Below are 22455 nucleotides of genomic sequence, written 5' to 3'. Positions count from 1 at the left end.
GGCGCGTGGCGGGCGTGGCGGCGGGACACCGCCGCGCACCCGAGCCCGAACGCCGGCCGCGTCGAGGCCGCTTTCGCCGGGGCGCTGGAGATCCGCGTCGGCGGGCGGACGGTGTACCCGCACGGGGTCGAGGAACTCCCGGTGCTCGGCATCGGACGCAACCCGGACGCCGGGCACGTGACGCGGGCCGTGGAGCTCTCGCGGGTGGTCGGGTGGCTGGGCGCTCTCAGTGCGGTGGTGCTGGCGGGTCTCGTCGGGCTGCGGCGCCGTCGCTGACCTGCAGAAAGAGAGCAAGGGACCTTTGCTACCACTGGGGCGGGGGGTGTGTGGATATAGGGACGTTGAGTGTCCCTGTTTCCACACACCTCTTACTCCGCGTGGTGACTGTGTGGATTTTGTTGCGTTGGGTGACCCGAAATCCACACGGTCATCGAGCAGGGGGAGCAGGGGACCTTTGCTACCACCAGGCCCCCGACCTGCGGAAAGAGAGCAAGGGACCTTTGCTACCGCTCCCGCTGAGCCAACCGCGCCCGCGCCCCTGCGTCCATCGGCCCATCGCGCCGCGCGAGCTCGGCGTCGATCCGTGACCGGTCGGCCGGCTGCTTGTTCCCGCCGAACTTGAACTTCGCCCGCACCCCGGTCACGGTCAGCTCGACCCCGCGGATGCCGGGGAGCAGCCGCTTGTCGGGCGCCTCGGTCGCGCTCACCGCAGATCTGCCCGAACCGGGCTCGAAACGCGCGAGCTGCCGGTCCAGGAGCGCGGCCTTCTCCGCGGCGTCGTCGATCAGCCGGGCGTCGCATTCGAGCTGGACCGACGAGTAGTACGACGTCGGCACGCCGTGCGGCGGGTCGGCCGGGGTGTTCCAGTCGGAGCGGATGTAGGTGTGCTCGTCGATCACCGCGAGCAGCGCGCGCGGGTGCTCCTCCAGCAGCGGCCAGACGGGATTGGGGCGCGCGAGGTGCAGCAGCACCGTCTGGTCGCCGTCGTAGGCGAAGTGCACCGGGTTGACGATCGGCAGGTCACGGCCCACGCCGCAGGCGATCAGCTGGCCGAAATCGTGCGTCGAGAGCCAGGCCCGCCATTCGGCGTCGTCGTGGGTGGCGTCCCACGGGTGAATCAGCATGCTCGAAGCGCAACACGGGAAATGGACCTGCGAAAGGTCCATTTTCGGGTCGAATCAGGTGGCCACTTCGGAGCGTTCGTCTTCGGCCAGCATCTCCGCGACGCTCTTGCGCCGCTGCGGCCGCTCGGTGGTCAGCGCGCCGCCCGGCTTCAGTTCGCGGACGGTGAAGTACAGCCACCCCATCACCGCCATCGCGCCGAACGCGATCCACTGCAGGGCGTAGGAGAAGAACGGTCCCGCGTCGGTCTGCGGCAGCGGCAGCGCGCCCAGGACGCCGGGCTGGTTCACGTCGAGCTGGAAATAACCCGGACGGATGTCCAGCTTCGCGGCCCGCGCGACGACCTGCGAATCGACGACGTAGCTCTGCAGCTTCCCGCCGGTCGACTCGTCGGCGAAGGCGTCGCGGTTCTTCCCGTCCTTTTCGTCGTGGCGTGCGCGCGTGACGATGTCGACCGTTCCGGCCGGAGGCGGGGCGAAGGGGAGCGCGCGCGATTTGTCGTCGAGCCGGACGTACCCGCGGTCCACCAGCACGATCGTGCCCTCGACGGTCTGGAATGGCGTCAAGACCTCGTAGGCGGCTTCGCCCTGTACGGAGCGCAGACGGGCCACGACCTCGCCCTCGGGCAGGTACGTGCCCTTCAACGCGACCAGGTGCCATTCGGTGCGCTGATCAGGCACGGCGCCGTTGGGGAGCAGCTCCTCCAGCGAGCGCGGCTGCCCGGAGAACGACTCCCGCAGCGCCGCGTTCTGGTGCTCGCGTTCGGTGTTGCGGGAGAACTGCCATGGCGCCAGCAGGGTGAAGCAAGTGATGGCGAAGGTGAACACCACCAACGTCAATGCCAGCCACCCGGGCTTCAGCAGGAACTTCAACCGCACCCCACCACGGTAAGCGGTCGGCCTCAGGCGTGTGCGCGCACCCAGTCGAGCAGGCCCGGAACGGCCCGCTCGATCATGCCGAGGACGTCCTCGAAACCGTCGTCCTCGCCGTAGTACGGGTCCGGGACCTCGGCGCCCTCGGGCGCGGACGGATCGAACTCGCGCAACAGACGGACCTTCGCCGGGTCCGACACCTTGCGCCGGAGGAACGACAGATGTCCCTCGTCCGCCGCGAGCAGCAGGTCGGCGGCCAGATGTCCGCGGTCGACCTCGGCCGCGACATGGCCGGTCGGGTAGCCGTGTTCGGCGAGCTTCGCGCGGGCCCGCTTGTCCGCGGCCTCGCCCACGTGCCAGCCGCCGGTGCCCGCGCTGGACACCTGCACGAGGTGATCGAGACCCGCCTCCTCGGCCTTCGCGCGGAAGACGAGCTCGGCCATCGGGGAGCGGCAGATGTTGCCGGAACAGACGAAGACGATGTGCAGCACCTGATCAGTGTGAAGGCCGACGGAGATCGACCGCTCACCGGCTCCGAACGGCTACCGGGCGCGCGAAGCTGGAAAGCCGGGACGAAGCGGGAGTAGACCTCCTGGAGAGAAACACGCAGGAAGGTCGCGTATGAGCGCACCAACACCCAGCGTCGAGTCGCCGGCAACCGGGCTCCGTTGGTATCGCATCACCGTCAAGCTTCCGCACCCCTACGAGGTCGGGCGGATCCTGTCGGAGCACCACTTCGTCCAGGCGAGATCGCCGAAAGAGGCGATGACCAGGATGCCGTTGCACCTCCGGTCGAGCGCGTCCGTCGCGCCGTACCAGGTCGTCCGGCCCGACGTCCCCGATCAGGCGACGAAGGCCTATCGCGCGGTGCTGTGGACGGGGCGCGTGATGCGCGCGGCCGGCCGCTGGGCGATCAACAAGGACGCGAAGGCCCTGGACTGAGCAGGGGTGGTAGCAAAGGTCCCTTGCTCTCTTTCCGCAGGTCAGCGACGTATCCGGCTCAAGTGGTAGCAAAGGTCCCTTGCTCCCCATCCGCAGGTCAGGAGCGTGAGCAGGCCGACCGCACGGCCTCCGAAAGCGCCCCCGAGTGCAGCCGGTCCAGCCCGCGCCGCGCGTCGGCCAGCCGCACCGTGACCGCGAGCCGCACGTAGCACGACCGCCGCGCCCGCGCGTCCCGCGTCTCCGCGAGTTCGGTGAGCAGCCCCGCGTTGAGCCGGTCGATCACCGGCCGCACCTCGGTCCCCAGATCGGGGCGCCCGGGCGGCCGCGTGCCGGGGTGCTCGGTCCACCGCGCGTACAGGCCGCGCTGCACGACCTTGTTCGCCTCGATCTGGTCGCGGAAGAACCGCACCACGCTGTCGGCGTCGAGACCGAGGCCGGGCGCCTTCGCGGCCATCAAGTCGAGGATCTGCCGTTCGCGCACCGGGTCGTCGATCGGCGACGGCGTGCCGAACTTCGCGGCCGCGACCTTGTCGGCGATCTGCACGCGCTGAGCGGCCAGGTCGGTCAGTTCCCAGAGGCCTGGCGACGCCGACGCCGGCGCGGGTGACACCACGAGAAGCAGCGAAACAGCACAGAGCACCCGAAGTCGCATGCCCGGAAACGCTACATGCGAAAATCCCCGGGTGCCCGCGCTAGCCGAAGTCATCGCCGCCCTGGAGCAGGCGTATCCGCCCGAACTCGCCGAATCGTGGGACGCCGTCGGCCTCGTCTGCGGCGACCCGGCCGAGCACGTGGACAAGGTCCTGTTCTGCGTCGACCCGGTCGACGAGACCGTCGACGAGGCGATCGCCGGGGGCGCGCAGCTGATCGTCGCGCACCATCCGCTGCTGCTGCGCGGAGTCCACGGCGTGCCGGCGGACAGCATGAAGGGGCGCCTTGTGCACCGCCTGATCCGTGCCGGTGTCGCCCTCTACTGCGCGCACACCAACGCCGATTCCGCGTCCCCCGGCGTCTCCGACGCGCTGGCCGACGCCATCGGCCTGACCGTCCTCGGGCCGCTCGATCCCCGCGAGGACGGCGTCACCGGCATCGGCCGCATCGGTGAATTGCCCGCGCCCGAACCGTTCTCCGCCTTCGTCGAACGCGTCGCGAACGCCTTGCCCCGCACGGAGCCCGGCGTCTACGGCGCGGGCGACCCGGATCGCCCGATCCGCCGCGTGGCCGTTTCCGGTGGCTCCGGCGACAGCTATCTCAAGCGGGCCACCGCCGCCGGGGTCGACGCGTACGTCACCGCCGATCTCCGGCATCATCCCGCCGGCGAGCACCTCGCCGACATCGCCGAAGTCCCCGCCCTGGTCGGCGTCACCCACTGGGCGAGCGAGTGGCCGTGGTGCGAGCAAGCCTCGGGCGTCGTCCGTGCCGCGTTTGCGGGTAACGTCGACGTTCACGTCTCCACGCGGTGCACCGACCCGTGGACGCTACGGGCCACCCGAACCGAGCACTAAGAACTCCAAGGAGCACCGTGAAGGCCGACCCCGCCGTCCAGCGCCAGCTGCTCGAACTCGCGAAGGTGGACGCGGAACTCTCGCGTACCGCCCACCGTCGCCGCACCCTGCCGGAGATCGCCGAGATCGACGCGGGCGAGAAGACGGTGCGCGAACGACGTGACGCGCTGGTCTCGGTCCAGACGGCGGCGTCCGACCTCGACCGCGAGATCGCCCGCCAGGAGAAGGAGATCGAGTCGGTGCGCGCTCGCGGAGACCGCGACCGCAAACTCCTCGAATCCGGTTCCGTCGCGGCGAAGCAGATGACCGACATCGAGCACGAGCTGAACAGCCTCAGCCGGCGTCAGTCCGCGCTCGAGGACGACCTGCTCGAACTGATGGAACGCCGCGAGGCGCTCGAACTCGACGCCCAGCGCACCAGCGCCGAGGTCGCGAAGGCCGAGGGCGAGGTCGCCGAAGCCATCGGGCGCCGCGACGAGCACTTCACCGACCTCGACACCACCAAGGCACGCCGCGACGAAGACCGTGCCAAGCTCCTGCCGCGCTTCCCGGAAGACCTGCTGAAGCTCTACGAGCGGGTCCGCGCGCACAAGGGCATCGGCGCGGCGCTGCTGCGGGCCCGCCGCTGCGGTGCCTGCCAGCTCGACATCGACCGCCGCGAGATCGCCGAGATCAAGGCGGCCCCTGAGGACAACGTCATCCAGTGCGAGAACTGCGGCGCCATCCTGGTGCGCACCCTGGAGTCCGGCCTGTGACCGACCACGTGCTCGTCGAGGCCGACGGAGGTTCGCGGGGCAACCCGGGGCCCGCCGGGTACGGCGCGGTCGTCAAGGACCCGGCCACCGGCGAGGTGCTCGCCGAGCGCAAGGCCTACGTCGGCATCGCGACCAACAACGTCGCCGAGTACGGCGGCCTGATCGCCGGGCTCGCCGCGGCCGCCGAGCTCGGAGCGTCCACAGTGGACGTCCGGATGGACTCGAAGCTCGTGGTGGAGCAGATGTCCGGGCGCTGGAAGGTCAAGCACCCGTCGATGCAGCCGCTGAACGCCGAAGCCAAGGAGCTGGCGGCGCGGTTCTCGCGCGTGCACTACGAGTGGATCCCGCGTGCGGAGAATTCCCACGCGGACGGCCTCGCGAACGAGGCGATGGACGCGGGGAAGCAGGCGGAAGCGCCGAAGAAGACCGTGAAGCAGGACAGGGTCAGCCCCGTCGGCTGGACCGGCGCGACCGGGACCCCGACCAAACTGCTCCTCGTGCGGCACGGCCAGACGGCGATGTCGGTCGAGAAGCGGTACTCCGGCCGCGGCGACGTGCCCCTCACCGAGCACGGCAAGCAGCAGGCGGCCGCCGCCGCGAAACGCCTCGGCGCGATGGAGGGCCTGGTCGTCGACGGCGAGGCGGCGCCGATCATCGCCTCACCGCTGATCCGCACCCAGCAGACCGCGCAGGCGATCGCGGACGCGCTCGGCGGCCGGGTCGAGACCCACCCCGGGCTGATCGAGACCGACTTCGGCGAGTGGGAGGGCCTCACCTTCAAAGAGGCCATGGACCGCGACCCCGAATTCCAGACCAGCTGGCTTTCCGACACTTCGATCGCGGCGCCGGGCGGGGAGAGCTTCGACGGCGTGCACCGGCGGGTCCGCAAAGCCCGCGACGAGCTGATCGCGAAGTACGGCGGCCGGACGCTGGTGCTGGTCAGCCATGTCACGCCGATCAAGGCGCTGCTGCGGATGGGCCTGGACGCCGGGCCGTCGCTGCTGTTCCGCCTGCACCTGGACCTGGCCTCGCTGTCGATCGTCGAGTTCTACCCGGACGGCAACGCCTCGGTCCGGTTGGTGAACGACATTTCGCATCTCTCCTGATCAGTGTCTTTTGAAGCGCGCTTTCGGATTTCCGTAGCCGGGCCGCGGCACCCGCCGGGTACTCACCCAGCCGAGTCGGCGGCCCGCCTCCACAAATCCGAGGCCCCCGGCCGACAAGAGGCGCGCGCACGTGTCCTCGCTCGACCAGTCGACCTCAGTTCGGTCGAAGCCCTCCCAGCCAGAAGATTGTGGCGCGGATCACGCCTGGATATGACGTGTCGCGGGCGGCCGATGGGGTATTGGCTACAGTTTCGGCGACGGCACGTGAGCGAAAAGGCAAAGACGGGGACATGACGGCGAGCGCACTCAGCGAAGCTTCCGAACAAGGCGTGCCCGATCCGGCGGAGACGCCGGCCCGTCGTGGCCTGGCCGCCCGTGTCGCACCGTACCTGGCGGTTCTCGCCGGAGTGGCGGCGCTGGCCTGGCACGCCACCCTCTACGGCCACTGGATCGTCGACGACGCGGCCATCACCTTCTCCTACGCGCGCAGCTTCACCGACGGCCTCGGCCCGGTGCTGCAGCCGGGGCAGCCGTCGGTCGAGGGCTGGTCGAACTCGACGTGGCTGGTGATGCTGGCGCTCGGCAAGCTCGTCGGCGTCTTCGACAGCGGCATGCTGTTCGGCCTGCCCGACTACGTGCTGTTCCCGAAGCTGCTGGGGCTCCTGTTCACCGCCGGGACGCTGGCCGCCTGCCACATCGCGGCGAAGCAGATCTTCGCGCGCTTCGCCTGGCTGGCGACGTTGGTCGTCGGGCTGACGCTGGCCGCGATCCCGTCGTTCGTCATCTGGACGATCTCCGGGCTGGAGAACTCGCTGTTCGGGATGGCCGTCGCGTGGCTCGCCGTGCTGCTGTTCGTGGCCGTGCGCAAGGACGCCCTGCTCACCGCGAAGGTCGCCGTCTGGTCCGGGGTGCTGGTCGCGTTCGCCGCGCTGACCCGCCCCGAAGGCCTGATCTACGGCGGCGCGTACCCGCTCGTCGTCCTGTTCCAGCTGCGGAAGCCGCTGCTGGGGCAGAGCATCAAGTTCGTCGTGGTGTCGGTGGTCGCGTTCGCGATCCCGTTCGGGGCGTACCTCGCCTGGCGGATCACGGAATTCGGCAGGCTGCTGGCGAACCCGTCCATCGCCAAGGGACAGGGGCTGCCCGGGCTTTCGGCGCTGAAGCAGCCGTTCGAGCTGGTCGGCTACGCCGGTGTCGCCGGCACGATCCTGCTGGCGCTGACCATCGGGTACGCGCTGATCCGCGCGGAATGGCGGCGCGCGCTGATCGCGCTGCTGGTGCCGCTGGCGCTGGGCATCATCGCCTACGGCGTGATGGTCCCGGACTGGATGGGCCAGCACCGTTTCGCGACGCCGATCTGGATCCTCTCGGTGCTGGCGGGAACGCTGGCCGCCGGTGAACTCCTGCGCCGTTCGCGGGCGGCGCTGCGGACCGTCGTGGTACTCGTGCTGGTCGCGGCCGCGATCCCGTCCGGGATGGGGTTCGCGTCGGCGTCGAAGAAGTTCCAAGAGGTCCCGACGGTGCCCGCGTGCCTCATCGCCGACCGCTTCGGCCGCGGCTTCAACACCATGGCCGACATCCTGGGCCTCCAGCAGGCGTCGCTGCTGCTGCCGGACCTCGGCGGCTCGTCGATGACCAGCCGCCTGCACCTGGTCGACATGGCCGGGCTGGTCGAGGCGGACGTCGCGGACTTCCTCAAGAAGGGCGACCTGCCGGGGCTGCGCGACTACGTGTTCGACAAGGTCAAGCCGACCTTCATCCACTCGTGGGGCCCGTGGGCCGCGGGCAACGGCATCACCGTCGACCCGCGGATCGACCGCGACTACGAGCCGATCTTCGTGTACCCGGGCAGCGGGCCGCGCAACGGCGACTTCGTGCGCAAGGACGCCGTCTCCAGCCCCGAGAAGCTGAAGGCCGTCCGGGACTACGCCACGAAGACCATGCCGGACGTGGAGAAGGCGCGCTTCGGCGGGCCGCTCAAGGACTGCGGCCCGACCATGCACCCGGGCCAGACCGTCTACCTCCCGTAAACGCCCGCGTTTAGTCCTCTGAATGCGGCCCACCGCATTCAGAGGACTAAACGCGGTCGAGGGCGGCCTCCTTTTCCCGGATCACGGGCAGCACGTGCTTCCCGAAGTGCTCGACGTCCTCCAGGTAGTGCAGGAAGCCGAGCAGCAGCAGGTTCGCCCCGCGCTTCTTGTACTCGATGGCCCGGTCCGCGATCTGCTCCGGCGTGCCGATGAGCCCGGTGCGGAAGCCGTCGTTGTACTGCACCAGATCCTTGAACTCCGAGTCGGCCCACATCCCCTTCTTGTCCGATGTGGAGCTTCCCGCCTGCTTGACGGCACCGCGGAAACCTTCGACGGCTTCGGTGTTCGCCTTCTCGACGATCTCGCGCAGCACGGCCTTCGCCTCGCTCTCGGTCTCCCGCGCGATCACGAAACCGTTGAGCCCGAAGCGAACGGCGTGGTCGTTCTGGGCCGCGTAGCCGCGGACCTCCTCGACCTGCTCGCTGAACCCGTCGAAATCCTTGCCGTTGCTGAAGTACCAGTCGGAGACCCGGCCCGCTAGCTTCCTCGCGGCGGTGGAGTTGCCGCCCTGGAAGATCTCCGGATGCGGCCGCCCGACCGGTTTGGGTTTGATGTCGAAATCGTGGATCCGATAGAAATCGCCGGCGAATTCGGCGTGGTCGCTCGTCCAGAGTTCCTTCAGCACGCGAATGAATTCTTCCGAACGACGGTACCGTTCGTCGTGTTCCAGCCACGGTTCGCCGAGGTTCGTGAATTCGTCCTTGAACCAGCCGCTGACCACGTTGACCGCCGCGCGCCCGCCGGAGATCACGTCCGCGCTCGCGATGAACTTCGCGAGCACCCCGGGATGCCACAGCCCGGGATGGACGGCCGCGATCACCTTCAGGCGCTGCGTCGCGAGCAGCAGCGCGAGGCTGAACCCGGTCGATTCGTGCTGGTAGGCGGCACCGTAGCTGGCCGTGTAGCGGACCTGGCTCAGCGCGTACTCGAAGCCGCTGTTCTCCGCGAGGACGGCGAGATCCCGGTTGTACTCGTATCCCCAGTCGGTGCGCTGCTCGATGTCGCTGGTGACCAGACCGCCGCTCACATTGGGGACCCAATAGGCGAATTTGAGTGGTTCGGATTCGATTCCCGGCATGCCGCGGAGTGAACCCGCCGTCCCCGGAAACCGTCAATCGGTGTCCACGCGCTGAGACCGCCCGAGCGCGGAACCCAATTCGGTGCGTCCGGTGATGCCCAGTTTGCGGTAGGCCCCGGACAAATGCAGTTCGACGGTGCGGCGGGTCAGGTGCAGTGCTTCGGCGATCTCCCGGTTGGTGAGACCCTGTGACGCCATCAGCGCGACGCGGTATTCCTGTTTGGTGAGGCCGTGTTCGTTGTCCTTCGCCGTCGCGAGACTCGTCCGCGCGTCCCGCAACGCCTCCGCGGCCCGCCTCGCGAGCGGCCGCGCCCCGCAATGCTTGCTCGATTGCGCGGCCATCCGCAGCGTGCCGACCGCCTTTTCGGCCTGCCCGTGCCGGGCCTGCAGCACGCCGAGTTCGGTCAGCGCCTCGGCCAGCGCCAGTTTCGCGGTCGACCCGCCGAGCACGTCGACGGCCTTGGTGAGCAGACGTTCGCCCTCTTCGTCCTCGCGGACGAGCCCGGCCGTGGTCAGCGCGCCGCCGAGGATCCTGGGCGCTCCCCAGCGTTCCGCGGCCTCGAGATCCTCCTCGGCGAGCCGCGCCGCCGCGTCGGTACGGCCGAGCGCCAGCGCGGTGCGGGCGGCGTGCGCCCGCCAAGGCGCGAAGCCGGGGAAACGCATGCCGTGGTGTTCGAGACGGCGGCCGCAGCCGCGCAGGTCTTCGTACCCGAGCTCCGGTTCACCGGTGGCCGCACGCAGTCTGCCTCGGGCGTAGAGCAGGTAGTTGTGCGTGAAAAGTGCTTGTGTGGCCCCGAAATCGACGCGATCCAGCAGCGCTTTGGCGACGTCGTGGCGGCCGAGGTCGACCGAGACCTCGATCAGCCTCGCCGCGCACAGCACCGCGATCGGGCACCGGCTGGTGACCCCGCGTTCGTCGAACTGCCGCACCAGCGATTCGAAGTGGACACTCGCGCGCACCAGGTCTCCGCCCGCCTGCAGGGCGATCCCGCGGGCGAGGGTGGCGAGGGCGCCCTTCGGCACGTGGAAGTCCCACGGCAGGCGTTCGGTGTCGAGCACTTGGCAGAGCTTGTCGGTGAGCGCGGGTTCGTCGGCGAGGGCGGCCGTCGCGAGCGTGAAGAAATACGGCTGCTCGAACAGTTCGGGCTGCTCGCCGGACAACGCCTCCCCGAAATGCCGGACGGCGTTCGCCGAGGACTCTCCGCCGCGCACCGTGTCGAGCGCGAGGAGACCGGATCGGCTCTGCTGCGAGGCGGGATCGTTCAGCGGCGCCCATTGCCGTTCGAAGTCGCGGAAGTCCGGCGGTGGCCCGAGTCTGCTGCCGGCTTCGGCGAGATAGGTCATGCACAGCAGCGGCCAGACGGCGTCGGGCCCGCCCGCGTCGAGCCGCGCGGCGAACTGGCCGGCGGAGTTGATCGCCAGCCGCGCGTCCGGGCCGCAGCACAGGGAAAGGATCATGGCCGTCGCGACGAAGGCCGCGGTTTCCCGGTCGTCGATATGGTCGATGGCCTCGCGCACCCTGGCCGGCGCCGAATCCTGGTCGCAGTGGAATTCCGCGTGCGCGAGCTGAAGCAGGATCGCCATCCGCTTGCGTTCGCTGAGCCGTTCTTCGAGCGCGCGTGAGAGGAACCGGACGGACAGCTCCGGGTCGCCCTCGACCACCGAATGCCGTGCGGCCAGCCGCAGGACGTCGACCGCCCAAGGGATCCTGATCGCGGTCGCCTCCAGGAGATGGACGCCGACCCGCTCCGGCGCGGCACCCGCGTCGTGCAGGAGCCGCGCCGCCCGCGACTGGGTGACGGCCCTGGTGGTGAGCGGCATGTCGGCGAGCACCGAGTTGCGGACGAACCGGTAGGTCAGCGACGGCCGGTGGCTGTTGGTCAGCAGGTGCACGCGCACCATCGTGTCGATGGCCTCCAGCGCGGTGCTCTCGTCGACCCCGGCGAGTTGTGCCAGCAGGTCGAAACTCGCGTCCTCGCCGAGGATCGCGACGGCTTCGAGCACTTTCGGCGCGGCGGTGTACTCGTGCATGCGGACCCGCAGCACCTCGCCGATCATCGCCGAGCCCGCGGTGTCCAGATCCATCCCCGGGACCAGGCGGCGGCGCAGCGCGCCGAGCAGGAACGGGTTGCCGCCGGTGACCTCGCGGCATTCCTCGGCGAACCGTCCGACGGAGACCTGGAGGAATTCGGCGACGTGCCGGGTCCCGAGCCCGCGCAGCCGGATCGTCGCCGGGGTGCAGCCGGACATCTCCAGCAGGGCGACCTCGCCGGTCTGCAGATGCCCGATCAGCGAGGTCAGCACGACCACCACCGGCAACTGCTCGACCCGGTGCCGGATGTAGGCGAGGCAGCGCATCGACCACGGGTCGGCGAGGTGGATGTTGTCGATGCCGAGGAAGACCGGCCCCTGCTCGGCGGCGTGCCGGACGATGCGGAAGAAGGCGTCGAGCGCCTCCGTCTGTTCCCGTTCGGTCCGGGGAGGGTGATCCGGCAGGATTTCGGCCGCGTGCGGCGTGCGCGGCCGCGGCGATCCGGGTTCGGCGGGCGCGTGGGTGAGCCCTTCGACCAGCTGACGGCCGACGCCGCCGCTCAGGTGGGTTTCCAGCCGGGACGCGGTGGCGATCGCGACGGTGAACCCGGCCGCTTCGGCGAGCTCACCGGCCGCGGTGAGCATCGAGGACTTGCCCATCCCGAACTCGCCGACCACCACCGCGCTGACGGCGCGGCCCCGCAGGGCGGCGCGGAGCAGTCCGGTGATCGTGTCGAGTTCGCCGTCTCGACCCAGTAACCCGGCGGCGCGACACTTCGGTACCGAAGGCCCGCCGAAGGGACTCTCGGGATTTACTTCGGTATGCACCGTAGAGACCTTCGTGTCGGCTTGCGGCAGACTACTCGCATGTAAGCGGTAACGGGAGTGATCGCTGGTCGTCGAGGGGAGCAGGAGCCGGGATGTCCGCATCCGACGAGATCCGCCGGGACGATCGTTGCGACGACATCAAGGCCGCGACGACGCACGCCAGGAAGACCACGACGAGGTTGGCCGTGATCATCGACAGCCGGCCGCGACATCGCGCGGCGACGGGGGACAGGTAGCGCAGATCGGCCTTCGCCAGCGCGTCTTCCACCGACGCGAATTCCGCGACCTGCCGTCCGCATCGCGCGCAGCCCTTCAAATGCTTCTCGAAGGCGTGCGCCTCGGCGCGGTCCAGCACGCCGAGTACGTACGCCGCCACATCGGTGTGTTTCACCTTTCGCTTCCTCATCGGGACCCCAGTTCTCCTAACGACCGTCGCAATGTCTTCATGGCCGCGTACAGCCGTGATTTGACCGTTCCCTCCGGGATCCCCAATATCACCGCCGCCTCCCGGACCGTATGCCCGGTCAGATACGTCTCGTAGATGACGGCCTGATATTTGCCGTCCAGATAACGCAGTGCTTCGGAAATGACGAGTGCGGACAGTGACTGTTCGGTCCGGTCCGCTATTTCGGCGTTTTCGGAACTGTCCAGCTCGACCTCCTGTGGTCGGGCGCGCCGGTTTCGCCAGCCGTCGATCACGATCCGCTTGGCGACCGTGAGCAGCCAGCCGCGCAACATTCCCGGCTCGCGGTTCAACGTGTCCGAATGCTGCCAGGCGCGGATCAGTGTTTCCTGGACCACGTCTTCCGTCCATTGTTGATCATGGCCCGTCAGGTACATCACCTGCCCGAACAACGTATCCCGGAAAACCTTGTACAGCACCGAAATGAACTCGTCTGGAACCTCGCCCGGCCGATGGTCGCCATCGAACCGGCATCCTCTGTCCACTGCTTCCATAAGATTCGCTACCTCCCCGGCGGTGGAGGATTTCACGGGTTCGTACACCGTAGCGCAGACTATCGCCGTGAGCCATGTGCAGTAGTGGTTCGTTTACATTTAGTCGACCGGTACGTATCGCGGCGATAAACGGTTCTAAATGTGTCGTGTGATGCACATCACACTGGCCTGCTCCGGCTAGATCGAACCGGCCGCTCCGGTTCGCCGTACTCCCAGTGAGGCACTTCGAGGACGGGGACGGGTGAAATGATCTATCGGCTGTTCGGACTGGTGATCGCCTGCTTGGTGATATGGGCGGGAACGCCCACCCAAGCCTTCGCGGAAATCGATGCCCATGATCGTGAACTGCTCGTCCGCGTGCGCCAAGCGGGTTTGTGGGAAGGGCCGATCAGCCGCCAGGCGGAACAGCGCGGGAGCGGGCAGCGGGTGCGGGAGGTCGGCCGGAAACTCGCCGACGACCACGACCGGCTCGACGCCCAGGTCCGGGCGCTCGCTTCGAAGGTCCGCGTCGAACTCCCCGCCGAACCCACCGCGGAACAGCGTTCCTGGATCGACGAGATCACCGGGGCCGCCGGCGCCGACTTCGACCGCCTCTACGTCAATCGCGCCCGCGCCGCGCACGGGAGCGTCTTCGGTCTCGCCTCGCAAGTGCGGGCCGCCACCCGCGACGACGCGATGCGGTCCTTCGCGCAGACCGCCGTCGACACCGTCATGCGGCATATGACCCTGCTCGAAAGCACCGGCATCGCCGAGACCACCTCGCTGATGGTCGCCCCTGGTGCCGGTGACGAACTCGACGGCGGCGACCTCGCGCTCGGCGTGCTCATGGCGGGGATCGCCGGGGGCGCGACCTTCGGGCTCGTCCGGGTGCTCGGGGCATCGGGCAGGCGCGTATGAACTCCGCGCTCCTGGCGGTCATCCCGGCCCCGTCACCTCATGACAGCGGGGTGCGGGACATCGCCGCCCTGTCGGCCCGGTTCGCCTACGTGACCATGTGCCTGACGCTGGTGTGGGGCGTGCTGAGCGCCACCGGCTGGATCAGGCGCGTCACCGGTCACGAGGCGTTGCGCGGAGGTCACGTCGTGCTCGCGGTGTTCAGTCTCGCCACCGGTGTCGTCCATGGACTGTCCTATCTGTTCCTCGACGACGAGTCGTTCGGCGTCCTCGCGCTGCTGATCCCGTTCGCCGGTGGTGGGTTCGCGCGGCACGCGGCCGGTGTCGTCGGGCTGGAACTGTTCATCGCCGTCTCGGTCACCGCGGCGGTGCGCCGTGGCGCGGCCGATCCCCGGGGGCAGCGGTTCCATCAGGCCGGCTACTTCGCGGTCGGCCTGCTCGCGATCCACTCCTGGCTGGGCGCGTCCGCGAACGGGAACCTCGCGACGGTCTGGCTCGGCGGGATCACCGTGCTCACCCCGGCCGTCGTGCTCACCGTGCTGCGGGTGCTCCCGCCGCGGGCGCTGGTCCTGCTGGGACTGCTCGAAGGCGACACCGGCCGGGCCGAGCCGGTCCGGATCTCCGTCGACGACAAGAAGTGCCATCGCTACGCCATCTGTCAGGCCGAAGCGCCGCAGGTCTTCCAATTGCAGGGCGACGGACAGCTGCGTTATCTCCGGAAACCCGGCGCCAAACAAGTGCCGCTCGTACAAGCCGCGGCCAGAGCCTGTCCGATGCGGGCGATCCGATTACAGGGGGCGCGACGATGAGCGAACGGATCGTCGTGGTCGGCGGCGGGCTGGCCGGGCTGCGCTGCGCGGAACGGTTGCGGGAACTGCGGTTCGACGGCGAACTGGTGATCGTCGGCAACGAGCCGGAGCCGCCTTATCACCGGCCGGCGTTGTCGAAGCAACTGCTGACCGGCGCCACCGGCCCGGCGGAGATGATGCTCGCCAGGCCCGACGAGATCGACGCCGAATGGCGATTCAACACCCCGGCGACCCATCTGCAGCCGGGCCGCCAGGTCGTCCATCTGCCCGGGGCCGAGGAACTGCCCTACGACGGGCTCGTCATCGCCAGCGGCGTCGAACCGCGAAGGCTTTCCGGTGTGCCGCACGGACATCCGCGGGTGGTCGTGGTCCGGACCCTGGCCGACGCCGCGGAACTACGCGACAACCTCGCCGCCGACCACGGGCCGGTCGCGGTGCTGGGCAGCGGGTTCATCGGCTGCGAGGTCGCCGCCAGCCTGCGCGAGATCGGCCGGGAGGTCACCGTCATCGGCCGGTCGGCGCATCTGCTCGGCGAGGTCGTCGGCAAGCACATCGGGCAGAAGCTCTCGGCGCTGCACCGCTCGCGCGGGGTGCGGCTGGCGCTGGGCGCGTCCATCGACAACTGGCAGACCACGCCGAACGGGTTGCGGCTGCGGTCGTCCGACGGCTGGATCCTCGACGTCTCGTGCGTCGTGGTGGCCGTCGGCACGGTGCCGTCGATCTCGTGGCTGCGCGGCGCGAAACTGCCGCTCGACGACGGCGTCGTCTGCTCGCCGACCTGTCACGTGCTGGGGATGAACAACATCGTCGCCGCCGGAGACGTCGCGCAGTGGCCGAACCTGCGTTTCGACGAGACACCGCGGCGGGTCGAGCACTGGCTCAACGCCGTCGAGATGGGCCGTGCGGCCGCGGAGAACCTCCTCGCCGGGCCGCAGGCTTCGCGGCCTTTCGCGCCGGTGCCGCGGTTCTGGTCCGAACAGCACGGCATGCGCATCCAGGCGGGCGGCATCCCGAAGCTCGGCACCGACACCGTCGCGCTCGCTTCACCCGTCGGTGGCGAACGGCCCGCCACCGGTTTCGTCCGCAAGGGACGGCTCGTCGGTGTCGTCGGCCTCGACAGCCCGTCCGCCGTCCTCCACTGGACCAACGAGATCGCGGCACAGAACCCCGTCAGCCACCCGGGAGAAACGGAGACGCCTGATGCGCCGATCGCGGTTGACCATGCTCGTCGTCATCGCGGCGCTCGTCGTGGGCGCCGCGATGTGGTGGCAGGCGGCTGACCCCGTTTCGCTGACGGCTCAGGCTCCGGTGACGGAATCGCTCCCCAGCCCGCGGGTGTCGCAGCCCGTCACCTCGCGCGCCGGCACCCCGACGGACCCTCCGCCCGGTACGCGGCTCACCGCCGTCTACATGACCCGGATGGGGCAAGCCGTCCTCGACGAGACCGGCGCCGTGCTGTTCCGCTACGAACGCGACAACCCGCACAAGGCCCGTTCGGCCTGCCTCGGGGACTGCGCCGCGGTGTGGACCCCCGTCACGACGACCGGCACGCCCCTGGTGACCGGCATCGATCCGGCGCTGGTCGACACCATCAAGCGTCCCGAAGGCGCCAAGCAGGTGACTTTGGCCGGTTGGCCGCTCTACAAGTTCGCCAACGCGCGGCCCGGCGAATGGACCGGGCAGGGTACCGATCACGTGTGGTTCGTGGTCGAACCCGACGGACGGCGCAACCTGAACTGCCTGCCGACACCCGTGCAGTAGGATTCGCCGACGGACGAGTCGGCGGGGCGGCCGCGAGCCGGGAGACCGGTTCGAGGAAAGTCCGGACTCCACAGGGCAGGGTGGTTGTTAACGGCAACCCGGGGCGACCCGCGGGACAGTGCCACAGAAAACAGACCGCCTTCGCTCGCTTCGCGGGCGGAGGTAAGGGTGAAACGGTGGTGTAAGAGACCACCAGCGTCCTGGGTGACCAGGACGGCTAGGTAAACCCCACCCGGAGCAAGGTCAAGAGGGAGCCGCGAGGCTCCTGCGCAGGCGATCGAGGGCTGCCCGCCCGAGCCTGCGGGTAGGCCGCTCGAGCCCGTCGGCGACGGCGGGCCTAGATGGATGGCCGCCACCCGTGCCGCCGCAAGGCGGGGCGGGGACAGGATCCGGCTTACACGCCGGCTCGTCCGTACTACTTCTCGAGGGCGCCGGTTCGGGTGCCCCCAATGTGGCATTGGGGACACCCAGCGTCGCCAATGCCACATTGGGGGCAGCTGGTGTCCTGAAGGGACCCTTTGGGACAGGGGGCACCGAGCGAGCATGTGCTCCGCCCGGAGACTGAAGGGCCCTCGGCGAACGCGACGAAGGACGCCTTCCTCGCATCGCATGCGGGGAAAGCGTCCTTCAGCCCTCAAGAACCGAGCGAGCTACCTCGGCGCGTCCGGCCGTCCGGTCCAGTGAATGGTGTCCGGGAACTCGAAACGCTCCCGCAGATACCGCTCCTCGGTGCGTCCGTGCAGCGTGAACGCGAAACTCGAACCGTCCGGCCAGGTCAGGACGCGTTTGCGGAAGTCGATCGCGGGAGCCTGCGGTTTCCTGGCCTGCCAGAGGATCTCCGGCGGCGGCGCGTCGGCCAGGTCCCGGTAGGTCGAACCGGTGTCCACCACCGCGATCGCGGACGGCGAGCACACCAGCCAGGGCCCGCTCGCCTTCCGGACCCGATCGGCGGGTTCGAGCGCCATCGCGTTCGCGGGGCCCTTCACGCGGATCTCCCGCTGGAACGGGTGACCGCCCTTGCCGCCGCCGCTGCCCGCACCGTTCAGCAGCGCGAAGACGTAGACGAACGCGCCGCCGATACCGCGGAACACGTTCCAGAAGAACCGCCGGACGAGCCGCTTCCCCTTGACCGTGCCGTCCAGGCGCCTGCCGGGCACGTCGAAACCCATATCGGTGTCGCCCAGCCGCAGCACGATGACCGGCTCGCGCCACTGGGCGGCCATCAGTTCCTCGACCCGTTCACGGAAGCCAGGACGGACGAGGGCCTTCTCCGCCTTGTCCTCCATGCGTTCTTGGTGCGCGAAGATCTTTTCCGCCGCTCGCTGCCGGGAGTCGCTCAGATGTCGAGGTTCCCCCGCGTCTCCTCCGGGCTCTTGTCCCCGCCGATCTCGCTCTTGTTGAACCACGGCTCGTTCTCCCCCTCCGGCGTCACGGCTTCCTTGCCTTCGGTGTACGCGGCCTTCCCGGCGCCGATGCCGCCCTTGACGGCCGCGCCGGAGACCAGCGGGCGCGCGCCGACCGAGGTGCCGAACATCGTGGTGAGCACCCGGTTGCTCGGCGTGAGCGCGACCCCGGCGGTGTTCTCCAGGACGTTCAGCGAGAACTTCGACTCACCGGCGTAGGTACCGATCCGGAACTTCCTCGTCATGTCCACGACCTTGGTCGCGTACTTCGCGAGGTACTCGATGAAGGTGTCGAGCAGCTTGCCGAACTTGCCGAGGTACTTGGTCACCTTCTGCAGCACGCTGGCGGCCTTGGCGATGGACGCGGTCATCGCGGCGGCGACCGAGCTGCCGAAGCTGATCACCGACGCGGCCAGCGCGGGCAGCCAGATGGTGATCAGCCAGGAGATCAGCTCGGTGATGATGCCCTTGATCAGCTCCTCGATGACCACCATGACCATCGACCACATCTGCAGCACCTCGGCCACCGATCCGGCGGCCGAACCGACGCCGCGGATCCCGGCGGAGAAGTCGCCCAGTGCTTCCTTCGCGGCCTTGCCTGCGTCGTCCACCCACTCGGCGAGCGCCGCGTCACCGGTCTTCTCGAAGTCGTCGGCGAGGGCGACGAAGCCGTTCGCGAGGGTCACGAAGTTCTCCGACGCGTGCCCGATGGCCGGGCCGTCGCCGGTGACCTGGTGCAACGCGTCCTGCAGCGGCTGGACCAGTTCGAGCAGCATGTTCAGCCCGTGGCTGACCAGCCAGCCGATCGGGTCCATCGCGAAGGTGACCATGTCCGTCGCGGCGGCGCCGACGAACGCGGCCCCGTCTCCGACCAGCGCGGCACCCGCGGACGCCAGTTCGGCCGGGTTGTCCGCCTGGGCCGCCTGCTGCGCGTGCGAGGCGATCGACTTGCCCGACTTGTAGATCGTGCCCGCCACCGGCACGTGCCCCATCGCGCGATCGAGGTTCGCGCTCATGCTCTCGTCGTACGCCTGGACGTCGATCCCGTCGGCGATGCTCGACTTCTCCTCGGTCATGACCCCTACTTTCCGAGCGTTTCGTCGATGGTCGCCTCGTGCTTGCCGAACTCGACCTTTCCGGCTTCCTCGATGCCCCGGTACATCTCCGAGGCCTTGTTCAGCTTGGAGATGAACCCGTCCACGCCGTCCTTCATGTCGTTCATCAGCGAACGGAGTTCGCCGAGCCGATCGGTGTAGCCCTGCTTGGCCCAGATCCCGACGACTCCCCACGCCTCGTCGGTCACGTCGGCGGCGTCGATCTTGGCGCCGAACTTCTCCGCTTCCTGCTCGTAATAGGGGAGTTGCTGGGCATACGCGGCGATCGCCGCGATGTTCGTCTCGATTCCCTTTGACATCGTGGGAGTCCCTCGGTCGGTTCGGTCAGCTGCGGCGCAGGAAGGAGCCGTCGTCGAAGTAGTCGTCGTCGTCCCGCGGGGCGGGGCGGCGCGCCGGGCGGGATGGCTGCTGCGGTTGCTGCTGCTGTGACGCGGGTTCTTCCTCGACGGTTCCGAACGCCTCGGCCTGCGCCTCGCGAACCTGTTCCGACGTGTTGACGCCGAACGCCTCGCCGAACGTCTCGTCCACGATCCCGGCCTGCTGCTGGGCGGCGCCGGCGACGGCCTTGCGCAGGGTGCTCATGATCACCGAGGACAGGTGACCCGCTTCGAGGCGCATGGCGCCCGCGCTGAGCCGGAGGTCGGTGACGGTTCCGCCCGCCCCGGCGACGACCGTGACCTCGCCGGAGGGGGAGGTCACGGAGGTCTCGACCTGCGCGATCCGCTCCTGCATGTCGCCGACTTCGGCGAAGCGCGCCTCGGCCTGGCGCACCTTGGCCTGGAAGTTCTCGAACTGGGCGATCAGTTGTTCCATCTGGGCGGACATCGTCGCTCCCCGTGCGCTGTGGTGATCCGTCTTCAGGAGTATGACGTAGCCGAGCCGGTTCGGTTCCCGCGTCGTCTCGGGGGTGGTAGCAAAGGTCCCTTGCTCCCCTTCGCGAGGACTGTGTGGATTTCGGGTCACCCAACGCAACGAAATCCACACGGTCACCACCCCCTGCTCCGCCAAGTGGTAGCAAAGGTCCCTTGCTCTCTTTTCGCAGGTCAGCGGCTCGCCGGTAGCAAAGGTCCCTTGCTCCATTCGACGCCGAACCCTGCACCGGATACCTACCTGCCGGTAGGGTGCCCCCATGGGTGAAGCGAGTCGGGTCACGGGACGTTTCCGCGGGACGTTCGATGTACTGCATTCCCTTACCTACTTCGCCCCCGAGACGGAAGAGGCGCTCACGGGCGCCGGCCTCCGCCCGGGGCGCATGACGTACTTCGCGGGCCGCGCGGCGCCGATGGGCGCGGTCGGGCCCGGCGTGGTCGCGGCGACGTTCTACAACTTCAATCCCGAACTGGTCGCCCGCCACATCCCGCGCGCCTGGACGCTGGCCACGCCCGAAAAGATCATCGAAGCCCGGTTCGAAGCCGTCGACGCGGCGCTGACCCGGCTCCTCGGCAAAGAGACCCTCGGCTCCGAAGCGGTCGCCGAGGCGGCCGAACTCGCCCGCGAGGCGACCGGCGGCTGCCAGCCCGACGGGCGCCCCCTCTACGCCGGGCACGCCGGCCTCGACTGGCCGAGCGAGCCGCACCTCGTCCTCTGGCACGCCATCACCCTGTTGCGCGAGCATCGCGGGGACGGCCACATCGCCGCGCTCGTCGCCAACGGGGTCGACGGGCTCGCCGCTCTCGTCTCGCACACCGCCACCGGCAAGGGTTTCCTGCCCGAGGCGGCCAAGGCCTCCCGCGGCTGGAGCGACGAGCAGTGGGACGCCGCGGCGGCCAAACTTCGCGAGCAGGGCGTCCTCGATGACCAGGGCGGCCTGACCGAGGCCGGGAACGATCTTCGCGAGCGGCTCGAAGTCGCCACGAACGCGGCTTCGGCGGGGCCTTGGGAGCATCTCGGCGAAGAGAAGACGAAACGGCTTCACGAGCTGTGCGGGCCTTTGAGCCGCCAGGCCGTCGAAGCCGGCGCTTTTCCCGCGAATGTGTTCTCGACGGGCCGATAATCACGCTATGTAGTGAAAATGGCCATCCCGATTTCGCTTTGGGTAACGGAAGCGTGACTTTCGCTTGATCGGCGTTCGCGTTTTTTGTGGAATGCGTGCTCACCCAGCGGACTCGCGAGAAGCCACCGAACGAGTCATGTCACACTGGTCGAGGCCGGATTCTCCTCGGCCGACCCGTACTCACAGTGAGCAAGATGCCTCGCAAGCGAGTGAGGCCGTTCGCACACTGCGAAATACGGGTGGCCGGGGTTAATCCAGACGACCCTTGCAACGATGATGGAGACCGAGGATGGTCGTGGTGCTGTGCCTCGCTCTGTGAACTGTAGACAAAACGACATCTACAGAGCGCGCTTTGACCACTACGCCTCGTGACGCCATGATGTTCGAAGCACCACCGAGCCAGAACCGCGCGAACCCCCTCTCCGCGCACCGGGAGTAATGCGATGATGACCTTGACCACCCTCGACACGCTGGCCGCCGGCGAGCTCGGCACCGGCAACGTCCGTACCTGGCTGATCGACAACATCATCCCCCTGGTGCTGCTGGCCGTCGCGCTCCTCCTGCTGTGGCTGGGCGGTGGCAAAGGGGACAACGCGGGTGTCATGCGCCGACTCGCCGGTGTCGTGATCGCGCTGGCGATCATCGGCCTCGCCGTGAGTGGCGCCGGAGTCAACGTGGGCCAGTGGATCGCCGGCCTCTTCACAGGCTGAGGGCTCGCGTTGCGTATCCGCACCGATGACGAGGTCTACCGGGTCGATGCCGTATGGCTCGGCCCGCCGAAAGCGACTTTTCCCTGGAGAGCCCGCTACGTCGCGTGGCTCGTCGGTATCCCGGTCTTCCTGCTCGTGCTCACCGTCGAACGGTGGGCGGGCTGGAGCTTCGGGTTCTTCTCGACCGCCTGGGCCTTCGTCGCCACAATTGTGATCACCAGATTGATCACGGCCAAGATCAGCCACGAGCGTCCGCTGGGCGCCGTGGCCGCGATGGCGGCGAAAGAGCTCAACACACCAAGAGAACGGACCACGGGCACGGGTGGCGCGGCCAGCGCATCCCGCGTCCGGGTACGGGCGAGCCGCCCGCTACCGAAGCACCGCAGGAGACGGCAGTACCAGCACCACGGCTACGGCGGCGGCGCCGGAGCTCAGGGAACACCACGAGCGCGTCGGAGCCGCCCCGCGGCTCGGGCCGGGAGGTAGT

Annotated in this window: 25 protein-coding genes and 1 other RNA gene; 14 read left to right on the top strand and 12 right to left on the bottom strand. The window is 68.9% G+C overall.

What is annotated here, in order from left to right; translation table 11 throughout:
- Nucleotides 1-276: cobalamin biosynthesis protein (locus ACSMFO_RS35515; protein WP_436461995.1), on the top strand; the 276-nt coding region annotated here is incomplete at its 5' end.
- A gap of 227 nt (nucleotides 277-503) precedes the next feature.
- On the opposite strand, the gene ACSMFO_RS35510 is transcribed toward ACSMFO_RS35515, so the two are convergent.
- From ACSMFO_RS35510 to ACSMFO_RS35500, 3 genes are read right to left on the bottom strand one after another with little or no spacing between them, the layout of a single operon-like run.
- Nucleotides 504-1124: an FMN-binding negative transcriptional regulator gene (locus ACSMFO_RS35510; RefSeq protein WP_436461994.1), complete on the bottom strand. Its 621-nt coding sequence runs from the start codon at nucleotides 1122-1124 to the stop codon at nucleotides 504-506.
- A gap of 54 nt (nucleotides 1125-1178) precedes the next feature.
- Nucleotides 1179-2000, bottom strand: a complete 822-nt coding sequence (locus ACSMFO_RS35505; protein ID WP_436461993.1) for an SURF1 family cytochrome oxidase biogenesis protein — start codon at nucleotides 1998-2000, stop codon at nucleotides 1179-1181.
- A 23-nt stretch (nucleotides 2001-2023) separates the two neighbouring features.
- A complete protein-coding gene (locus ACSMFO_RS35500; RefSeq protein ID WP_037331995.1) occupies nucleotides 2024-2485 on the bottom strand; it encodes a low molecular weight protein-tyrosine-phosphatase in 462 nt (153 codons plus the stop codon).
- 130 nt (nucleotides 2486-2615) lie between these two features.
- Here ACSMFO_RS35500 and ACSMFO_RS35495 point away from each other — a divergent pair, with 130 nt between their 5' ends.
- Nucleotides 2616-2936: a hypothetical protein gene (locus ACSMFO_RS35495; RefSeq protein ID WP_350579005.1), complete on the top strand. Its 321-nt coding sequence runs from the start codon at nucleotides 2616-2618 to the stop codon at nucleotides 2934-2936.
- Between the two features lie 97 nt (nucleotides 2937-3033).
- Here the strand turns inward: ACSMFO_RS35495 and ACSMFO_RS35490 are convergent, their stop codons facing one another.
- The gene (locus ACSMFO_RS35490) at nucleotides 3034-3588 is read right to left on the bottom strand and encodes a chorismate mutase (protein WP_436461992.1); all 555 of its coding nucleotides are present in this window, start codon (nucleotides 3586-3588) and stop codon (nucleotides 3034-3036) included.
- Between the two features lie 31 nt (nucleotides 3589-3619).
- On the opposite strand from ACSMFO_RS35490, the gene ACSMFO_RS35485 reads away from it, so the two are divergent.
- From ACSMFO_RS35485 to ACSMFO_RS35470, 4 genes are all read left to right on the top strand, one after another.
- Entirely contained in the window at nucleotides 3620-4441 is an 822-nt protein-coding gene (locus ACSMFO_RS35485; RefSeq protein WP_436461991.1) for a Nif3-like dinuclear metal center hexameric protein, read from the top strand.
- A 17-nt stretch (nucleotides 4442-4458) separates the two neighbouring features.
- The gene (locus tag ACSMFO_RS35480; RefSeq protein ID WP_038518885.1) at nucleotides 4459-5196 is read left to right on the top strand and encodes a zinc ribbon domain-containing protein; all 738 of its coding nucleotides are present in this window, start codon (nucleotides 4459-4461) and stop codon (nucleotides 5194-5196) included.
- On the top strand, nucleotides 5193-6302 hold the full coding sequence (locus ACSMFO_RS35475) for a bifunctional RNase H/acid phosphatase (protein WP_436461990.1): 1110 nt from the start codon (nucleotides 5193-5195) through the stop codon (nucleotides 6300-6302). The genes ACSMFO_RS35480 and ACSMFO_RS35475 overlap by 4 nt, the downstream gene beginning before the upstream one ends.
- A gap of 290 nt (nucleotides 6303-6592) precedes the next feature.
- Nucleotides 6593-8329 carry a hypothetical protein gene (locus tag ACSMFO_RS35470; protein ID WP_436461989.1) on the top strand — a complete coding sequence of 579 codons (1737 nt, stop codon included), beginning with the start codon at nucleotides 6593-6595 and terminating at the stop codon, nucleotides 8327-8329.
- Nucleotides 8330-8375: 46 nt separating this feature from the next.
- Here the strand turns inward: ACSMFO_RS35470 and sfnG are convergent, their stop codons facing one another.
- Genes sfnG through ACSMFO_RS35450 form a run of 4 tightly spaced genes read right to left on the bottom strand, consistent with a single transcriptional unit; the run spans nucleotide 8376 to nucleotide 13283 of the window.
- A complete protein-coding gene (sfnG, locus tag ACSMFO_RS35465) occupies nucleotides 8376-9467 on the bottom strand; it encodes a dimethylsulfone monooxygenase SfnG (RefSeq protein WP_037331985.1) in 1092 nt (363 codons plus the stop codon).
- A gap of 33 nt (nucleotides 9468-9500) precedes the next feature.
- Nucleotides 9501-12326, bottom strand: a complete 2826-nt coding sequence (locus ACSMFO_RS35460) for a BREX system ATP-binding domain-containing protein (RefSeq protein ID WP_436461988.1) — start codon at nucleotides 12324-12326, stop codon at nucleotides 9501-9503.
- A gap of 31 nt (nucleotides 12327-12357) precedes the next feature.
- Entirely contained in the window at nucleotides 12358-12717 is a 360-nt protein-coding gene (locus ACSMFO_RS35455; protein WP_228694700.1) for a zf-HC2 domain-containing protein, read from the bottom strand.
- Between the two features lie 11 nt (nucleotides 12718-12728).
- On the bottom strand, nucleotides 12729-13283 hold the full coding sequence (locus tag ACSMFO_RS35450) for a sigma-70 family RNA polymerase sigma factor (RefSeq protein WP_436461999.1): 555 nt from the start codon (nucleotides 13281-13283) through the stop codon (nucleotides 12729-12731).
- 246 nt (nucleotides 13284-13529) lie between these two features.
- Between ACSMFO_RS35450 and ACSMFO_RS35445 the strand changes: the two genes are divergently transcribed.
- From ACSMFO_RS35445 to rnpB, 5 genes are all read left to right on the top strand, one after another.
- On the top strand, nucleotides 13530-14180 hold the full coding sequence (locus ACSMFO_RS35445; protein WP_436461987.1) for a DUF4142 domain-containing protein: 651 nt from the start codon (nucleotides 13530-13532) through the stop codon (nucleotides 14178-14180).
- Entirely contained in the window at nucleotides 14177-14986 is an 810-nt protein-coding gene (locus ACSMFO_RS35440) for a ferredoxin (protein ID WP_038518870.1), read from the top strand. The genes ACSMFO_RS35445 and ACSMFO_RS35440 overlap by 4 nt, the downstream gene beginning before the upstream one ends.
- The gene (locus ACSMFO_RS35435; protein ID WP_436461986.1) at nucleotides 14983-16266 is read left to right on the top strand and encodes an NAD(P)/FAD-dependent oxidoreductase; all 1284 of its coding nucleotides are present in this window, start codon (nucleotides 14983-14985) and stop codon (nucleotides 16264-16266) included. Before ACSMFO_RS35440 ends, ACSMFO_RS35435 begins: the two co-directional genes overlap by 4 nt.
- Nucleotides 16187-16747, top strand: coding sequence for a COG4315 family predicted lipoprotein (locus ACSMFO_RS35430; protein ID WP_436461985.1), 561 nt, complete (start codon nucleotides 16187-16189; stop codon nucleotides 16745-16747). The genes ACSMFO_RS35435 and ACSMFO_RS35430 overlap by 80 nt, the downstream gene beginning before the upstream one ends.
- Before the next feature lie 14 nt (nucleotides 16748-16761).
- Nucleotides 16762-17160, top strand: an RNA gene (rnpB, locus tag ACSMFO_RS35425) — RNase P RNA component class A.
- A gap of 237 nt (nucleotides 17161-17397) precedes the next feature.
- Here rnpB and ACSMFO_RS35420 read toward each other — a convergent pair.
- Genes ACSMFO_RS35420 through ACSMFO_RS35405 form a run of 4 tightly spaced genes read right to left on the bottom strand, consistent with a single transcriptional unit; the run spans nucleotide 17398 to nucleotide 20090 of the window.
- Nucleotides 17398-18033, bottom strand: a complete 636-nt coding sequence (locus ACSMFO_RS35420) for a hypothetical protein (RefSeq protein ID WP_436461984.1) — start codon at nucleotides 18031-18033, stop codon at nucleotides 17398-17400.
- Nucleotides 18034-18083: 50 nt separating this feature from the next.
- Entirely contained in the window at nucleotides 18084-19226 is a 1143-nt protein-coding gene (locus tag ACSMFO_RS35415; RefSeq protein WP_038518863.1) for a hypothetical protein, read from the bottom strand.
- A 5-nt stretch (nucleotides 19227-19231) separates the two neighbouring features.
- Nucleotides 19232-19564, bottom strand: coding sequence for a hypothetical protein (locus ACSMFO_RS35410; protein WP_038518861.1), 333 nt, complete (start codon nucleotides 19562-19564; stop codon nucleotides 19232-19234).
- A 25-nt stretch (nucleotides 19565-19589) separates the two neighbouring features.
- The gene (locus ACSMFO_RS35405; RefSeq protein WP_073847572.1) at nucleotides 19590-20090 is read right to left on the bottom strand and encodes a YbaB/EbfC family nucleoid-associated protein; all 501 of its coding nucleotides are present in this window, start codon (nucleotides 20088-20090) and stop codon (nucleotides 19590-19592) included.
- Between the two features lie 304 nt (nucleotides 20091-20394).
- On the opposite strand from ACSMFO_RS35405, the gene ACSMFO_RS35400 reads away from it, so the two are divergent.
- From ACSMFO_RS35400 to ACSMFO_RS35390, 3 genes are all read left to right on the top strand, one after another.
- Nucleotides 20395-21258 (top strand): SCO6745 family protein, encoded by an 864-nt coding sequence (locus tag ACSMFO_RS35400; RefSeq protein ID WP_038518857.1) that lies wholly within the window; start codon nucleotides 20395-20397, stop codon nucleotides 21256-21258.
- A gap of 443 nt (nucleotides 21259-21701) precedes the next feature.
- Nucleotides 21702-21968 carry a hypothetical protein gene (locus ACSMFO_RS35395; RefSeq protein ID WP_005166545.1) on the top strand — a complete coding sequence of 89 codons (267 nt, stop codon included), beginning with the start codon at nucleotides 21702-21704 and terminating at the stop codon, nucleotides 21966-21968.
- 9 nt (nucleotides 21969-21977) lie between these two features.
- Entirely contained in the window at nucleotides 21978-22454 is a 477-nt protein-coding gene (locus tag ACSMFO_RS35390; protein WP_073847573.1) for a hypothetical protein, read from the top strand.
- Nucleotide 22455: the final 1 nt, after the last annotated feature.

This window comes from Amycolatopsis sp. w19 (assembly GCF_051373225.1).
Lineage (GTDB): Bacteria > Actinomycetota > Actinomycetes > Mycobacteriales > Pseudonocardiaceae > Amycolatopsis > Amycolatopsis japonica.
Note: the sequence above shows the minus strand (reverse complement) of the source record. Positions and strands in the feature narration are given on the sequence as shown.

Coding starts and splice junctions, on each gene's coding strand:
- ACSMFO_RS35410 (WP_038518861.1), bottom strand. CDS start 19,564: ATGTCAAAGGGAATCGAGACGAACATCGCGGCGATCGCCGCGTATGCC.
- ACSMFO_RS35510 (WP_436461994.1), bottom strand. CDS start 1,124: ATGCTGATTCACCCGTGGGACGCCACCCACGACGACGCCGAATGGCGG.
- ACSMFO_RS35490 (WP_436461992.1), bottom strand. CDS start 3,588: ATGCGACTTCGGGTGCTCTGTGCTGTTTCGCTGCTTCTCGTGGTGTCA.
- sfnG (WP_037331985.1), bottom strand. CDS start 9,467: ATGCCGGGAATCGAATCCGAACCACTCAAATTCGCCTATTGGGTCCCC.
- ACSMFO_RS35440 (WP_038518870.1), top strand. CDS start 14,177: ATGAACTCCGCGCTCCTGGCGGTCATCCCGGCCCCGTCACCTCATGAC.
- ACSMFO_RS35495 (WP_350579005.1), top strand. CDS start 2,616: ATGAGCGCACCAACACCCAGCGTCGAGTCGCCGGCAACCGGGCTCCGT.
- ACSMFO_RS35405 (WP_073847572.1), bottom strand. CDS start 20,090: ATGTCCGCCCAGATGGAACAACTGATCGCCCAGTTCGAGAACTTCCAG.
- ACSMFO_RS35420 (WP_436461984.1), bottom strand. CDS start 18,033: ATGGAGGACAAGGCGGAGAAGGCCCTCGTCCGTCCTGGCTTCCGTGAA.
- ACSMFO_RS35430 (WP_436461985.1), top strand. CDS start 16,187: ATGCGCCGATCGCGGTTGACCATGCTCGTCGTCATCGCGGCGCTCGTC.
- ACSMFO_RS35450 (WP_436461999.1), bottom strand. CDS start 13,283: ATGGAAGCAGTGGACAGAGGATGCCGGTTCGATGGCGACCATCGGCCG.
- ACSMFO_RS35415 (WP_038518863.1), bottom strand. CDS start 19,226: ATGACCGAGGAGAAGTCGAGCATCGCCGACGGGATCGACGTCCAGGCG.
- ACSMFO_RS35400 (WP_038518857.1), top strand. CDS start 20,395: ATGGGTGAAGCGAGTCGGGTCACGGGACGTTTCCGCGGGACGTTCGAT.
- ACSMFO_RS35435 (WP_436461986.1), top strand. CDS start 14,983: ATGAGCGAACGGATCGTCGTGGTCGGCGGCGGGCTGGCCGGGCTGCGC.
- ACSMFO_RS35395 (WP_005166545.1), top strand. CDS start 21,702: ATGATGACCTTGACCACCCTCGACACGCTGGCCGCCGGCGAGCTCGGC.
- ACSMFO_RS35445 (WP_436461987.1), top strand. CDS start 13,530: ATGATCTATCGGCTGTTCGGACTGGTGATCGCCTGCTTGGTGATATGG.
- ACSMFO_RS35470 (WP_436461989.1), top strand. CDS start 6,593: ATGACGGCGAGCGCACTCAGCGAAGCTTCCGAACAAGGCGTGCCCGAT.